Raw genomic sequence first — 15,728 nt, 5'->3', positions numbered from 1 at the left:
TTACTTTATGGAATAAATTACACTACACATTTTATAAACCCCTGCATAGACTTGCTGGCAGGTCGATACGCAAAGGCTGCACAGCACCCTTGTATCCACCATCAGCATCTGCCACAGCAACCAACCAGGCAGTAAAACTTCTACGTGGATTGTCCCAACCAGCCTCGTATGGATAAACCTCGAAGGTTGTATCGTTGATTTTCTTCAAAGGTCCGCAGATCACCTCGATATGAGGAGCCTTCTTGCCATGCACACTCGAAAGAACGTTATAGGAGGCATCGGTATAAACAGCCTTCAAATGAATACGAATAGCCTTCTTTTCCTTGGAATTAGCATTTACAGAAGAAGAATTCTCTGAAGAAGCATCCTCTATCTTGATTTGCATTCCGCCCTGCGCCTTTTCGTTGAAAGAAATCAGATTGCCCTGATACTCAAAGCCTACATACTGCACCTTCTTGCCTGCGGTCTCCTTATAGCGAGCCTCTGTGAGTTCTGCCATTTCCTTATCAAAATACCAGAAGGCATCGTGCTTGTCGCCCTTATACAGAGCATAAGGAGCCGGTTGAGGACGGGAGGTATTGGCATTCTCTGGAGCCTTGCCCTTATCTGCACCATCCGTACCGATCATATCTGAATGGAAACGCTCGGCAAGATAGCCACCCTTCGGATTAAGCTTACGCAAACTACCATCTGCATTCAAGCGCTGTTCCAATGATTTCTGAATGAACTTGGCGATATAATCAGCAGTTCTGTCACCACAGTCGAAATGACCTCTGCCCGTATCACAAAGGAAGGAGATGCAACTCTCCGGATACATTATGCGGAAAGCCAGAGCAGGATTCACACGAGCCTCCCACCATTCATACTCGCCTTCTACCATCAAGCCAGGAATGCCATCGATGTTGCGGTTGCGTCCCCACTCTACGTTTGCCGCACCATAACCGCAGAGGTTGGTACGAGGCGCATCACCATGGAAGGAAATGATACAGAGGGTGCGGTCTGGATTCCAAGCCGCGAAATTCCAGGGGAACGTGGCTTGCGCCGAATGTCCCAGAGGAATAATAGGAGCCTTCGCTATCTCGAGATGGCCGCTATTATCAGCAAGATTCGCCATCAATTCCTCAAAGATATTCTGTGCACCAGAGTTAGAATCCCAATTGTTATTAAAAGCAGGAGCCACCCATACCATGGCAACGCCCAGTTTCTTCATCTTTGCCTGAAAACGAGGGTTCTTATAGATAGCCTCCTCTGTCATGTTCTGCTGCGAGAGCATCACTGCCTTTACTTGCTTGCAGCCCTCTGGAACCCAGAGATAAGCCACAGGCGCCTTGCCTGTTTCATTGGAAATATATCTTCTCAATTCCACAGACCACTGAAACATTCCACTGCCTCCCACACCTACGGCATGGACTACAGAGACTAAGCCTTGCATCACCAAGACAATAGCCAATACGCTTACACGCATCATTATTCTTGTTTTCATCATTGCTTATTTTGATTTATCTGATTCTTTTATTTTATACGTGCAAAGATATATAAATACGTAATAATCGCCAAATATTCCCACAAGAAAAAAGCCTCGACCACCCAATGGGCAACCGAGACTTTTAATTACTATAACGCTAAAAAACTAATTATCTGTTATCTTACAGGAACAAAACGCAGGGCTGCACCTCCAGAAGCCTGTAGATGAAGCTTCAGCTGCTTGCCCGCCTTGACATTCACCACTGTAGAAGAAACCTTGGTGCGGGTCTGCAAAAATGGATCATCATTGTAGATTTCCACACGATATTTCTTGCCTTTCTGCAGGAAATCAGCAGTATTGAGGGTGATATCACGAGCCTGCAAGCCATTCATCGCTCCCACAAACCAATCATTGCCTGTGCGGCGAGCCTGAATGATGTACTCTCCAATCTCGCCAGCCAGAGCCTTGCTCTCATCCCATACAGTAGGACAATACTTCCAGAAATCCAATTCCTTCTCGCCCTTGTAGACATTTGGCAAATCGTACCAATACAGGAAAGTAATCGGACTGTAATATACCACTGGCATTGCCAACTGATGAGCCTTCGTATTCTTCACTCTGCCATTGAAATAACAAGGAGTGTAATCAGCTGGACCACAGAGGAATCTTGTGAATGAAAGAATCACATTGTGCTCTGCATTCGGCATTTCCTCATTACCTCCGATACCTTCCTGAGTCATCAGGTTAGGATAAGTGCGACTCCATCCCGTAGGACGATATTCATCGTGAACATCCACCATGATATGATAATCGGCACATTTCTTTATGGCATCGTGCATCCAGGCTGTCCACTTCTGGGAGCCCACCTGTACAAAACCGAACTTGATGCCGCTGACGCCCCACTTCTGATACAAAGGCAAGATGCTGTCCAATTGCTGGGAAAGCGCACGCTGATTCACATAAAGCCATACGCCAATGCCCTTGCTCTTTGCCTGCCTACATAGCTCAGGCATATCAATGTCACGAGTTTCCAACACCTTCAGGGCAGATGAAGACATTTTCCATTCCGGTCCATACCAGCCTGCATCCAACTCGATGTGTTGCAATCCGCGATCTACGGCAAAATCAATAGCCTGCAAAGCCGTTTTCATATCCAGTCGACATACACGGAATGCCTTACCTGGACGAATCCAGGAAGTATCAGCTATCTTGCAAGGTGTGTTCAAGTTGAGCATCAACTGCTTGTTGTTTATCAGGTCGATAGCCCTTTCAGCAGCCATGATAACGCGCCATGGCATGTCGTAAGCCGTGATAACACTTGCCGTATCAAACATTGACATCTGAAGTTTATTGTCTGCAACCAACTTTAACTTTCCTCGTGAAAAATCAGACAAGGCTGCTTCGCCGATGGAAGTATAAATGCCGTTCGACAACTTCAAGACCAGAGGTCGGTCTGATTCTTCCTTCCATACAGGTTCGCTCTTCAAGAGTTTTACTTTCTTAGGAGAAGCTTGTGCCCATGCAAAATGATAGGCCTCAGCACCTGGTGCCAACTGGAAAGAAGTCAAGTCTTCCGTAATATTCATAAACAATCCATTCGTTGCCTCAGGGAAGTGATAACGGAAAGCCACTCCCTCATCGTATGCTCTTACAATGATATCGAAGAGATACTGCTGGCGTTTGTCATAGCCATTATCATTGGAGTTTCCTTGTTTTCCACCTTTCATCAAATGGATGGTCATCTCATTGTAATGGTCACGGATAGTTGCATACTCACCATAGACCGGTTTCCAAGTATCATCCTTGGCAGAACGCTCCACCTTGATGACTTCCATACCGGTGGTCCAAACCCGGTTGGTATCCACAGGAATTCCCATCGCTGACTCTACCAGATGGTTGTCGATGTTCACACCTAGTTCGCCTTCCTCAACCACTTGCTTATCAGCATAGTTTAGATGATAGACAAGACGACCTCCTTTCTGCTCAAAGACGAAATGATACTTGCCATTAGGCGACTGCAAGGTTTCTGCAGCATGAGCAGAAACCAACGCAAAAATCATCAAAATTGCTAAAACAATCTTTTTCATTGTCTGTTTGTTTTAATTCAACTTCACTTTTCCATTCTCTGAGCAGACAATGCGCTGCTCGGTTCCATCCTTCAGTTTCACGATGATGCCCACGGCACCCTGCTCGCTTGGAGTAAAATAATCTACCGATGCTATATCGCCCGGTTCTGTATCAGAACTTGGTTCATATACGCAGACGAAAGGATGATTCCATGCCTCACCCTTCTGGCGAGCCACGAAGGTCAATACCGGCTGGTCGATTACCTTATAAGGCTGGTTAGGCATACGCTCGTATTCCAGATTGGCAGGAGAGAGCGCCTGGAAGAGGGTACGGTTTGCATCCGCCTTCATCCACATCGTCATCGTTATCTCCTTCTGGTTATCCATCGCTGCCACCACCTTCTCATCTTCTATCCTGGTTACAAACTGGGTCTTTACAGAAGAGGTCATTTCGGCACTCACCTTATTATATATATAGGAATAAGCATAGAGATGACCACCGGCAAAGGCGAGTTCCTCGGTAGGCTTCATATCGAGTGCCTTACCGCTTGCCGCATCCATCACCTTCATCTCCTGTCCCAGGTTATGATAGAAGTAATCGTGGGTCTTGTCGCCCCCTTCCTTCTTTCGGCTGCGGAACACGTCGATGTAATAACCACCCTTATCGCTGGTCTTCACGATAGCTGTGGTACGCTGCTGCTCTGCCTGCGTTTCTGGCTCCATAAAGCTTACTGTAGCGTAAGTCATCTTCTCCTTCTGCTCCGAGAGTTTCCTGCTGGCAGGCTTCTCCGCGCTTACCTCAGGAGATGAAGTCACTATCTTGAAAGCATGCTGCGACATCATTACCGGATAGCTCGATACGCCATCTACCACCACCGTGTTATGGGCTGGCATCTGGGAATAATACTCAGAATAATCCAGTCCGCTATAGAGATTCTTGCCGATACCTGCATCAGGCCCCAATACATAGCCCTTGCCATAAAGCTCCAGAGAGATGCCGTTGGCATGGGCGTGGTTGCCCAGGCTGGCATTGATGGAAGCCATCAGGTCGTGTTGCCTGTCCATTCCCGTACGTATCGCTATCCACGATACATTAGGAGCATAGAACATCGTACTGGTATATTTCTCTATTTCTGATACCGGAGCATCGCTTGAAACGGCGCTCTTAAAGAGATTCATATCTGCGATAAGACTCTTGTTCTTATGACGGGTGGCATATTTCAGGATGTTATCGATGCCGCCCTGGTTCAGATAGTTCGGATGGGTATCGCCAAAACCTGCTATCATACGGTTAGGGAAGAGATATTCGGCAGAGGTCTTCACGCCGTCAATCAGGATAGGACGCAGCTTGAACATATCGATTTCCGCCTTTTCATCGAGCATGTTGGCGAAATCACAGATACTGCTCAATACCGTGGTACTGTAGCCTGGCGATTCATACCAAGTCTTGCTCTTCGCATCAAAGCCGAAGTCGATGAGCTTGTTCATACTCCACTGGCGAATACTATTTTGATTTACGATATAATCCAAGTAGTATTGCTTGCCCTTGCCATCTGCGTATGCTTGGTTATCTTGCAATACCAAGGCTATCTTCGTGATGAAATCGGCCTGAAACAAGTCCCAGTTGTTGTGAGGCACACCATTGGCAATGATGTTCTCCGCCCATTTCTTAAAACCAGCCTCGATAACGGCTTGGTCATCCTTCACGAGAGGTTTGATGAGGGGATACATCTGGGTGAGTTCGTTGATGATATCCTCGTGGATAACCTCGAAGGTAGTCATTCCCACCAGTGTCTGCTGATGACCATGGTTCAAGTCGATAGGCACATTGCGATAGGCGATGCCTTTCATATAGACATCGAAAACCTTAGCTGCCATCATTCCGTATCGCATATCGCCGGTAGCGGCATAGATGCGGGCAGCATCTCGGGCAATGCCCATAATCTGTCGGTTTACGCTGGCGATATTACAACCCGTCTTGGCTGGCGAAGTCTTCTCCATCTTGCCTGAAGCCTTGCTTACATAGGTTACATTGCCCAATTCATCGTCATCGAAAGGAATCATATCTTCCAGACGGGGACGATTGTATTGCGAAGCCGTTCCACGGGTTCCGTTATATTTCACGGTGGGTTCCGGGGCACGTTCTCCCCCCACCTTCGCAAAGGTTTCACCATTTACGAAGACATCAGAAGCGTGGGTGTTCCAGAACATCTGCAGTCGGGAATAGAGCCAGTCGGGCTGCGCATCTACCTTCTGCATCACGTTTTCTATCTTCCCCTTGAGCTTGGTTATCTCTGGGTCTTCCGCCTTTTTTCTGCCTTTGGCAACACCATCAGAAGCATTAGCCAGGAGCAGGCAAGCCACTAAAATCATGTATAAAACTTTCTGTCTCATGCGATATTTCTTTTGTTTTATTTGCTAATAATACGATTGAAAAGGGGGATATACGTAGTATTTGCATAAAAACAAATTTCAAAAAGCCCCAACTACATCTTAGTAGCCGAGGCTTTCTTTCAAAATCTTGTATATTTTTATGTTTCTTCTATCTTCCAATCCCCTATAGTTCGCTTTTGGCTATCATAATTAATTCCCACTTTAACCAATCGCTTTCCATCTGCCGAATAAGGTATCAGATATCCCTTATCGTCAATCTGCCTCAAAGCCTCATCCGCCGATTTATCATATTTCAACTCTATTACATACACAGTATCAGGCATGTGCAGAACGGCATCAGCCCTACCTATTGCACTATCTTCTTCCACCAGGATATAAGCACCCAAGAGGTTGAAGATGAGATAGAACACCGTTTGAAAATCTTTCTCGTTTTTATTAGACAGACGGTTGGAGATACTAGCAAGATAAGCTTGCATCTTCTGAAGGGCGCCATCCATGTTGTTGCCATAGAGCTGTTCCAAAAAGGCAAAGATAAAACTATTATTATCCAATTGAATTGGAGACAGATAGTTTGGCGCCAGCGATTTCAACATTCCTATGCGCACTTCCCTGTTAGGATAGTCCAGCTGATAGCATTGCAATAGCGGATTATACTTCTTGATGGTAAGATAACCACTCTGGTAGAGCAAAGGAAGTGCTGAAGTCATCTGCTCTGGCGAAACATCAAAGTCATCAACCCCTACACTTTTCTGCTCTATATCCATTACTCCCACATGATACTTCTGCAAAGTCTTGATGAGATAACTTGGCGTACCGGAACTGAACCAATAAGCCGAAACCTTTTTGTTCTTCAAGGCCTTCACAAGACTGAAAGGATTGAATATATCTTCAGAATGATCACTGAAATGATAGCCATCATAATATGACGTCAGTTCACCTATTGTCTCTTCAAAGGTTCTGCCTAAATGCTTTGCCAACAACTCCACATCTGGCTTCATATCATTCAGAAGTTCCGCCTTACTGATACCGCAGATAGCAGAATACTGGTCGAACATGCTGATATTATCCAGGTTGTTGATTTCACTAAAGATACTTAATTGAGAGAACTTGGTAATACCAGTAATAAAAACGAAACGCAACCAAGGGTCCAAGTATTTTATAGGGCTATAGAAGTTCTTCATGATCAAACGGAGTTCTACCAGATTTTCCTTCTCATGCACGACATCCAGCAATGGAGCATCATACTCATCGATGAGAATGACTACCTTCTGTCCCGTCTGCTTATAAGCACGTTTTACCAGACATTCCAAACGCTGGTTAGTCTTAATAGCCCAATCTTCCGTACCATAGATTTGTTCCAGCTGGCTTAGCTTACCTTCCAATTCATTGATTAAGTCAGCAGGATTCATGTGCTTTGCCGTACTCATATCAAAATGAAAAACTGGATACTTTACCCATTCCTTCTCATAATCCCCAAGGGCAAGCCCATCAAACAGATTCTTTCTTCCTTCAAAATAAGCCTGAAGCGTAGAGACAAAAAGAGACTTTCCGAATCGTCTTGGGCGACTCAGAAACAGATATTTGGATCCATTTCTTACGAAATCTACAATATACTTAGTTTTATCCACATACACATAGTTTTCTTCTCGTATCTCAGAGAAGGTTTGTATGCCCACCGGATATTTTCTAATCTCTTCCATTGTTTTCCTTCTTTATATTCCGCTGCGAAGTTACGAAGAAAAATGCATATACGCAAAGGTTTCATCGAAAAATTTCAATGTTAATATTTCTAACTCGCTCTAAATTGGACTTTGATTGAAAATCAAGAAGTTGGGCGTTTGCCTATATTATATAGGTAACAATATGGAAACGAGCGGACTTCTGCTCGTTTCTGTATTTTGCAATATGCAAAGAACGCCTCAATTCGGGGACAAAGATACGATATTTTTCTAAATATCCAATGATTTACAAGAGGAATTTTATGGAAATTAGAACTTTTTATAGTAAAACCTTGCTTCGCAAGTAATTTGAGATTAGAAACATCAGTGAATCCAAATTTAATGTATATTGTCTGTTTCCATAATTTTCACCGTGGTACGCCTCCCTTCAATATGTACCACAGTGAAACTTCTTTTTTTATATAGTTGTGCGAAAAAACATCAAGTCAATTCTTGTCTTCATCTGTCGAGCCAATTCTTCAATTGCATGATTTTGTCTTTGCTGACCACAATTCGCAACTCAGGAAATCCATGAAGGCTAATGGTCATTTTGTATTTGAAGAAATTGGTGAGTTTGTCTATGCGCTCGATATTTACCATATATTGGCGGCTGACACGGAAGAACAAATTGGGATTTAATTGCAGCTCCAAGTCATTCAAAGATTGGTTGATGGGTACAGAATTACCATCACTAAGGTATGCCCTAACGACACCATTCTCTGATAAGAAATAACTAATGTCAGTTGTCTTGACAAGTTTGAAGCCATCATAGATATGCACAAGGAAATGGTCTCTCCATTTCTTGCCTGTTGCCATCCCCATTTTCTCCATCAGAGCTGAGTAATCTATGATTTTATTGCACAGGGCTTTAGCCTTTATTAGAGCTTTCTCCAATTCTTCTGGCAATATCGGTTTCTGAAGATAGGCGATGCCATTGCTCTTGAATGCTTCCAAGGCATATTCATTATAAGCCGTGGTGAATATCACAGGCGAAGTTGGGGCTATCTCCAAGAAAGCCTCGAACACATCACCATCGCCCAGTCTAATATCCGCAAAGATTACATCCTCGTCATGCGGATTTTGCAGATAGTCGATGACCGCTCTCATTGTTGTTAACGGTCCTTGTATTTCCATAGAGTTGTCTATGTTTTGCAAGAGGCGTTTCAGTCTTGAAAAGCCACGTTCTTCGTCTTCTATGATTAAAACTTTCATGATTTTGATAAGATTGGAAGTTTAACTTCAAAATATTTATTGTCGTTACTAACGACTAGTTCCTTTCCTAATAGACTATAGCGCAGACGCAAGTTTGACAATCCCTTTTGTGTTGTAGGTAAAGTGCTCTTTATCGGATTCACTACATTTCTAACGATAATATATTCGCCATGACAATACACTGAGATAAAAAGCGGTCTTTCCTTGGTATGACAGTTATGCTTTATCGCATTCTCTACCATCATTTGTATCGCCAATGGCAAGGTCTTATTCTTGCATATTTCCAGTTCTTCGGCAATTTCCACATGTATGGTATGAGGAGAACTTATCTCTTGAAGCTCACAATAGTTCTTCACGAAATGAATCTCTTCATGTACTGGCACCGTCTCATCATCCAGATGTGTGACTACATATCTATAGATTTCTGAGAATTTCAGAGTGAAACTTTCTGCCTGTACAGGATTCTCCTCAATCAAGTCTGCCAACGTGTTGATGCTGTTGAATATGAAATGCGGATTCATCTGCTGACGCAAGAGATTATTGGTAAGCACTACGGTTTCCTTCTCTTTTCTGATGAGGATGGAACAATAATATAGGCACGCATTCACCATGGTCAGCAATGTGGCGATTAATCCAAAAATATATAATCTGTCCCAATACACATCGTTCCCAGCATGCCAAAGATTATCAAATATGTTTTCAAATGCCACAGCCCAAACAGAATTGGCTAGCAGCAACAATAGAATATGGGTGGCAAAGCGAGGATAGCTTATCTTGTTTTTAACAAAAATGTTACCCAAAGAAATAGAAATCCACAAAGAGAATAATGTATAAAAAGAACAATATACTATGTCGAAGCACAAGTCCTTGAAAGTGACACCTGTACCCACAAACGTATCAAAGTCCATCAGTGCCCATAGCAAGTAGGAAAAGATGCATGTAGCGATGGATATGATGAACCAATTCTTTATAAGACTATGATATTTCTTCATATAACTCATTTTTTTGCTTGCAAATTTAGTGTTTTTTTTCGAGATAGACAATAGTAAGAACCATGAATGACGAAAAAACGCTCATGAATCCGCTATTTTCGCTTATAAACCATTCATAGCATAGTAAGATAAGGTTCATCTGTTGTTTTGAGTGATTCACACCTCAATTTCTCCGAATCACGATGATTGTACTTGCATAGTCTGAAATATCTTAATATTTTTGCACTCGAAAAGTTTAGGTTAAATCAAAAATTCAGAATATGCTAAGAATGTTTTTTATAGGTATCGCACTTCTCACTACAACGGCAGCACTTTGCCAGAACAAGAAAGAGATGGATGAACCTGTACATCACTTCTGCGTAAATTTAAATGCAGGGTTAGGCGCGAATTACAATACTTGGTTCTTGGAAGTACAAGGGGAATATAATCCTATTTCTTTCCTTGGCATAAATGTAGGGATGAAATTTCTCAATCCGTGTAAGCAAGATGAAAGCCTACACATAGTATGCCCCGAAGGTAAATATGAACTTGACGAATATTCCACATTTATGTATCAATTTATCTTACATCCATCTATCCACCTATGCGCTCCATCTATAAAACTTGATAACGTTGGAGATAAGTTGATATTTAGAATGGAGTATGGAATTCTTTTACCTCTTAATCATTTCACAAAAGGGCATGCATATCCCCAGCCTGACAATGGGCAACTACCAGATTCATATTCGCCAATAGATATAAAGAACATAAAAAGCGGAACGCCATTTTATCATGAGACAAGTGTTTCAGCCAATCTTGTCAGTGACAGATGGAAATTTACTTTAGGATACACCTTTTCCAACCTTGACATCTACGGAAGTGCTAGAAATGCGTACTTAGGAAACACGCATATAGAATTTGAGAAAAAGAAAAGAGGAGATGAGGTATTTATAGGCATTGGATATTATTTATAATATATTTTAAAAGTAAAAATAGCAACATAATAAAATGAAAAAAATTGCATTAATAAGTCTTGCTATTATGGCAAGCCTTTTTCCTTTGTGCAGCATGGCACAACAGGGAGTCAAAGTAGATGTACATACTGGTGCAAACTTATCTGGTTTTGCTGGTGGAAAATCCTATGCTGCCCAAGATAGAAAAATGAAAATGGGTGCTAGTGTAGGTGTTGGTGTATCCTATGAAACAAGCAAGAAGTTTGTCTATTCTTCAGGAATAGACTTCTTGATGACGGCAGGTAGCTATACCGCCATGTCGGACTATCTTTATAATGGTGGACTAACAGCTGCATTCCCTTCGGTAAATTCAAGAGAAGTATCTATCCAAATTCCAGTCAAGTTTGGATATGACTTCACTTTGGGTGAAAAATTGCATTTCATTCCATCAGTTGGTGCATATGGTAGATTTTCCATGGTATCTATCAAGGAGAATGTAACAGAGAATACTGGTGAAAACTCAGGAAATAGCTTCAAATGGAACAGCTTCAACAACTATCAACATAATACCAATCGCCTTGATGGTTATAAGCGATGGGATGTTGGAGGCTTAATTGAAGGAAAGTTTGTTTATGCCAATCGTTATGCTGTAACATTAGGCTATTCTCGTGGTTTTCTTGACAAGTCACCTCAGTTTAAATTCAAGAACCACAGCTATCATCTGACATTGGGATATACATTATAGTGGTTCTCCTTGATTTTACAACAACAATGAAGACACTTTGTGGCAATTCTTGTAAAGAATAACCACAAAGTGTCATTTTTTATATTTGCTTACTAGAATTATCCAAATACCTGCTGCCACAACGTTTTGTTGCTTACGATGATCCTGACATCGGCTTTCATATACTTTTGCAGTATAGGAGTATTTTGTCCCTGTGACTTTTTATGTCAAACAAGGCACAAAAGGCCAACTCTCAAAAACATACTAAGTACCATTTTAGGCACAATTGCCAAATAAGCAGTTGTTGTAACTGCCAAAGCAGACAAACTTTCCACCATAAATGTCATCGGCGTGTTCGTCTTCAAGGACAATGCACTCGTCCTCTAATCCACAAAGCTCTATTTTCTCTGAGAGCTTCAATACAATGTTTGTTTCCATAATGTATAAAATTACGAAATATTCCTACTCTTTTTAAGATTTTCGGATACCTCTTTTTATCTTTAGAAGCGATTCAACTCCTCTTTACCAGCACCTTGTCCCTTGTATCTGCTTCTTGATGTATTGAAGTTATACTGCAATGTCAAGAGCAAGGAACGGCTGTCGTTTGTGATGCTTTGCCAAAGCGTAACATCCTTGTTGTAGAATTGTACGTCACGATTGCTCTTGTTGAAGATGTCGTTACCTTCGAGCGTAACCGAGAAACGATTTCTGCAAAAAGCCTTGTAAAGTTTGGCATTGAGGTATGAGGAAGAACTGAGTTTCATATTTTCCTTGTTACCACGGCTGTTCCATTCTATGTCTATGTTCATCCAGATGTCGCCTGGTAAATGGATGGCATTCTGAAACTGTACTACAGCTAATGGATTATAGAAGGACTTGCGTTCACCCAGATATTCCCCAGTGAACCACTGTTTGATGATGCCGGCATTTACCTTTGGTTGCCAAAATCCGATTTGGAATTGTGCGCCAAGAAAAGCCTGCAACTCTTGTATCTTTGGCGTATTCTCCATCGTGAGCAACTTCATTTCTCCATCCTCGCCGTATGGTTTCGATTCGTTGATGATGGCATTCTTCTTGTACTCGTATGATACCTTTGCAAAGAATTGCTTCCAAGCACCCATCAACTCCACGGAATGAATCTTGACAGGAGAAAGATAAGGATTACCACTTTGCAAGGTCAAGCGATTGACATAGTTGAGTGTTCCATCAAGGTCATCGTATGATGGACGCTGCATCTTGCTGTTGTAGCTCAATGCCCATTGTGTCTTACCTATCTCTGTAGAAATGGCGAGTGAAGGGAACACGTTGTTGTAAGTCTTGCTCTTATCTTCCTTGAGTTGTCCATCCTCTGTATATTTAAAACGAACATGCTCATAGCGAAGACCTGCCTCTACTGCGATTTTCCCAAACTGTTGACCGATGGAGAAGAAACCAGCCATGTTCTTCTCGTCACTCTTGGTATTGCTGTTGCCAATGGTTGCCATATTGATATTGAAATCATTCAGCACCTGAGAGGCTGTATATTCATTTCCCACTTCGATTTGTCCTTTCCACAAAGGATAGCTCAACACCAACTTTTCCGCAAACATCCGTGAGTGTCCAATGCTTGTGGATGCCACCAAATTCTTCTGCTGATTCATATTCGTCTCAGACTGATCGGAATTTTCATGCTTCTTTCTCCACATATAATCCATGTTGAAGTCAATGCCCAGTTTGCCTACATCACCATTATAATAGATATTGGCATGGTGCTTCGGCACAGCATGAATTCTCTCCTCTTTCACAGCGGAAACCTCATCGTCCAATTTACCATTGGCATACGATATAGAGCTATAATCTGAATGAGGCTTTTGTAAACCCACTCCATTCATATAGTAAGCACCGATGGAATGACGTTCATTGATCATCCATGACAAGCCAAACTTGCCAAAGAACTCATTATTTCTCATGCGGTTGATGCTCTCTATGTTCTGAAGCCAAGTAGTAGAACCTTGCGTTTCCATGTTCGTATTCTCATGACTATAGAATTTGCCGCCATAGTAATTGAGATTGGTGAACAACTCCAGTCCACCCGTACGGTATTTCAAGTTAGCTTGCTCCATGCTCGAAAAATAGTGGCGGAAGCCATTTTGCGCACGAAGTGTTCCACTAAAGCCGTCACCTTGTGGCAACTTGGTGCGAATGCGGATGACAGACTTGACGGAGGCATCATACTTGGAACCAGGATTTGTAATGACTTCAACATTCTTGATGTCCTGTGAATTGAGCTGTGCAAGTTCATTTTTGTCTTGGACAAGACGACCATTGATATAGATGAGCGGCGTACCCTTACCAAACACCTCGAAGTTTCCATCCCTGCCAGTAACCATCGGCACTTGGCGCAACACATCGTTCGCCGTGCCTGCATGAGACAGTTGAGAATTAACTACAGTAGTAACCAAGGCATTGCCCTTGATGGCAATAACAGGGCGTGATGATTTCACCACAACTTCACCGAGTATCTTGCTGTCCTCTTCCATCTTGATGACACCCACATTTTCACCCTCGCAATCCTTGCAGATGGTTTTGTAGCCCACGGATGTCACCTTGATGATTCCGCCATTGCAGACGGAGTCTATTGAGAAGCTACCATCCTCTCCACTCACCGCTCCCTTGACGAACGCGGAGTCTTGCCGGTTTAGGAGCACCACATTGGCGAAAGCCAAAGGCTCACCCTTGGTGTCCACTACTTTTCCCATGATATTCTGTGCCATCGTCGAGGTCATTACAGATAGGCACAAGACCGTTGTTAAAATCCCCTTATTATTCATTGTATAATTATTTTTTTATTGCTTAATCTATTATATTCTTATCAATCCTCAGTATATAAGGAATTATGACGTTGCAAAGGTACTATATAAAAATTACAGCGTATTTGCGGAAATATTAAAATTGTGTTACATAAAGAAAAAGTCCTTTATTTGGCTTTTCAAGGCATATTCTTACCTTCAATTTCAAGTAATTTGCAATTGGTAAGACTATCCTTGTATGTTGCCATTTCTATCATTTTATAATGGTGGCGAACAGAATCCTCGTAAGCAGCAACACGATTCCTCACATTATTTATAACATTTTCGTCTCGACATATAGAGAAGTACTTTTCAATGTAGTGAATGTTTGGGTCATCAGTAGAAAGCACCATCTTCAATGCCCTATATTTCAAGTCTGCCTCCTCCCAATCTTGGTAATCTCGCCATTGGGTGAGATTGCCCCAAATGGAAATGACAAGGGATAGAGCCAAGCCACCAATGAAAAGAAGAACATTCTTTGAGGTTGGCTCGAAGCGATGGGTTACAACCTTCTTTTGAGGTGAATTGTTCAACACTTCAAGTTTGTCCTGCAATGCCTTCGAGGAAACATCATTCTCTTGTCTCATCAGCTTGATGGCATCAACAAAGAACTTGCTTCGCTGCTCATTTTTGCCAAGTTCTACCTTGATAAGGTCAACAAAAACAACAATGGCATCTCTTAATTTGGATATTTTACCTCTGACTTCCTCTTCCTTGGTAAACATCGCATTGATTGACTTATCCAACTTGGTTATGTCATTACTTGCAGGAACGTTTTCTGCTCCTGCGTTCTTTGTGGAGTCAGAAAGTTCATCGACTTTCTGCTCCAATCTCTCAACTGTGCCGTAGATGGCTTCCAATAGTTCTTCTTTCATATTTCTTTTGTTGTTTGAATGGTTTGTAACTTGCATCAAAGGCTAAAGCCTTTTCTGCGTTTCTTCTTTTTCTTCTTGGCTGATTCATCCTCTGGGAAAGACTCAAAGGTCTGAGCGTTGGCAGAAGCAAAAAGTCCAATGGAAGAAATGCCGTCCCAAGGGTCTTGGCTGCTATCCGACATGGATGGCTCATGGTTGCTCTTGTGATAGCCTTGCTCGTATTGCAAAGTAGAGTTGGATTTTGGTGATACATGGTTCTCCATTCCCTCAAACCTTGCATTCAGCTTGCCAAAGCTATAGCCTCGGCTAATCTGCGTACCCTTGAAGCTATATCCGTCCTTACAGAATCGGATGCCTTGAACCTTGGTTCGCTCCTTATCCTTATAGACAAACTCTAAGTGAACACCTCGTTTTGCAAGTTCATTCTTGAACTTCTGCCAACTACCTGTGACTTTCAAGGCATCCTTGACGGCATTGTGAATCTCGTATTTGGCACGCTCAGCATTGCGTAACTTGCGAGTA

Annotated in this window: 12 protein-coding genes; 2 read left to right on the top strand and 10 right to left on the bottom strand. The window is 42.4% G+C overall.

Annotated elements, in window-relative coordinates; genetic code table 11:
* Positions 1–31: 31 nt before the first annotated feature.
* The 6 genes from DXD25_RS03330 to DXD25_RS03300 form a co-directional block, all read right to left on the bottom strand.
* The gene (locus DXD25_RS03330) at positions 32–1,486 is read right to left on the bottom strand and encodes a hypothetical protein (RefSeq protein WP_147327834.1); all 1,455 of its coding nucleotides are present in this window, start codon (positions 1,484–1,486) and stop codon (positions 32–34) included.
* Between the two features lie 155 nt (positions 1,487–1,641).
* On the bottom strand, positions 1,642–3,552 hold the full coding sequence (locus tag DXD25_RS03325) for a glycoside hydrolase family 97 protein (protein ID WP_187360425.1): 1,911 nt from the start codon (positions 3,550–3,552) through the stop codon (positions 1,642–1,644).
* Positions 3,553–3,564: 12 nt separating this feature from the next.
* The gene (locus DXD25_RS16910; RefSeq protein WP_187360424.1) at positions 3,565–5,925 is read right to left on the bottom strand and encodes a heparinase II/III family protein; all 2,361 of its coding nucleotides are present in this window, start codon (positions 5,923–5,925) and stop codon (positions 3,565–3,567) included.
* Positions 5,926–6,062: 137 nt separating this feature from the next.
* A complete protein-coding gene (locus DXD25_RS03310) occupies positions 6,063–7,625 on the bottom strand; it encodes an ATP-binding protein (RefSeq protein ID WP_117661785.1) in 1,563 nt (520 codons plus the stop codon).
* A 477-nt stretch (positions 7,626–8,102) separates the two neighbouring features.
* Positions 8,103–8,855, bottom strand: a complete 753-nt coding sequence (locus DXD25_RS03305; protein WP_117661784.1) for a LytTR family DNA-binding domain-containing protein — start codon at positions 8,853–8,855, stop codon at positions 8,103–8,105.
* Entirely contained in the window at positions 8,852–9,847 is a 996-nt protein-coding gene (locus DXD25_RS03300) for a sensor histidine kinase (RefSeq protein ID WP_158556280.1), read from the bottom strand. Before DXD25_RS03300 ends, DXD25_RS03305 begins: the two co-directional genes overlap by 4 nt.
* 260 nt (positions 9,848–10,107) lie before the next feature.
* On the opposite strand from DXD25_RS03300, the gene DXD25_RS03295 reads away from it, so the two are divergent.
* Positions 10,108–10,800, top strand: a complete 693-nt coding sequence (locus DXD25_RS03295; protein ID WP_117661782.1) for a hypothetical protein — start codon at positions 10,108–10,110, stop codon at positions 10,798–10,800.
* A gap of 34 nt (positions 10,801–10,834) precedes the next feature.
* Positions 10,835–11,524 carry an outer membrane beta-barrel protein gene (locus DXD25_RS03290; RefSeq protein ID WP_117661781.1) on the top strand — a complete coding sequence of 230 codons (690 nt, stop codon included), beginning with the start codon at positions 10,835–10,837 and terminating at the stop codon, positions 11,522–11,524.
* Positions 11,525–11,779: 255 nt separating this feature from the next.
* On the opposite strand, the gene DXD25_RS16905 is transcribed toward DXD25_RS03290, so the two are convergent.
* The 4 genes from DXD25_RS16905 to DXD25_RS03275 form a co-directional block, all read right to left on the bottom strand.
* Complete coding sequence (locus DXD25_RS16905; protein ID WP_187360423.1) at positions 11,780–11,941, bottom strand: hypothetical protein; 162 nt, start codon at positions 11,939–11,941, stop codon at positions 11,780–11,782.
* Between the two features lie 62 nt (positions 11,942–12,003).
* On the bottom strand, positions 12,004–14,256 hold the full coding sequence (locus tag DXD25_RS03285; protein WP_158556279.1) for an outer membrane beta-barrel family protein: 2,253 nt from the start codon (positions 14,254–14,256) through the stop codon (positions 12,004–12,006).
* Positions 14,257–14,471: 215 nt separating this feature from the next.
* On the bottom strand, positions 14,472–15,206 hold the full coding sequence (locus tag DXD25_RS03280; protein WP_117661845.1) for a hypothetical protein: 735 nt from the start codon (positions 15,204–15,206) through the stop codon (positions 14,472–14,474).
* Positions 15,207–15,241: 35 nt separating this feature from the next.
* Positions 15,242–15,728, bottom strand: a 487-nt coding sequence (locus tag DXD25_RS03275) for a relaxase/mobilization nuclease domain-containing protein (RefSeq protein WP_148460934.1), incomplete at its 5' end; no start/stop codon positions are given.

Source organism: Prevotella sp. TF12-30 (assembly GCF_003436715.1).
GTDB classification, from domain to species: Bacteria; Bacteroidota; Bacteroidia; order Bacteroidales; family Bacteroidaceae; genus Prevotella; species Prevotella copri_A.
Note: the sequence above shows the minus strand (reverse complement) of the source record. Positions and strands in the feature narration are given on the sequence as shown.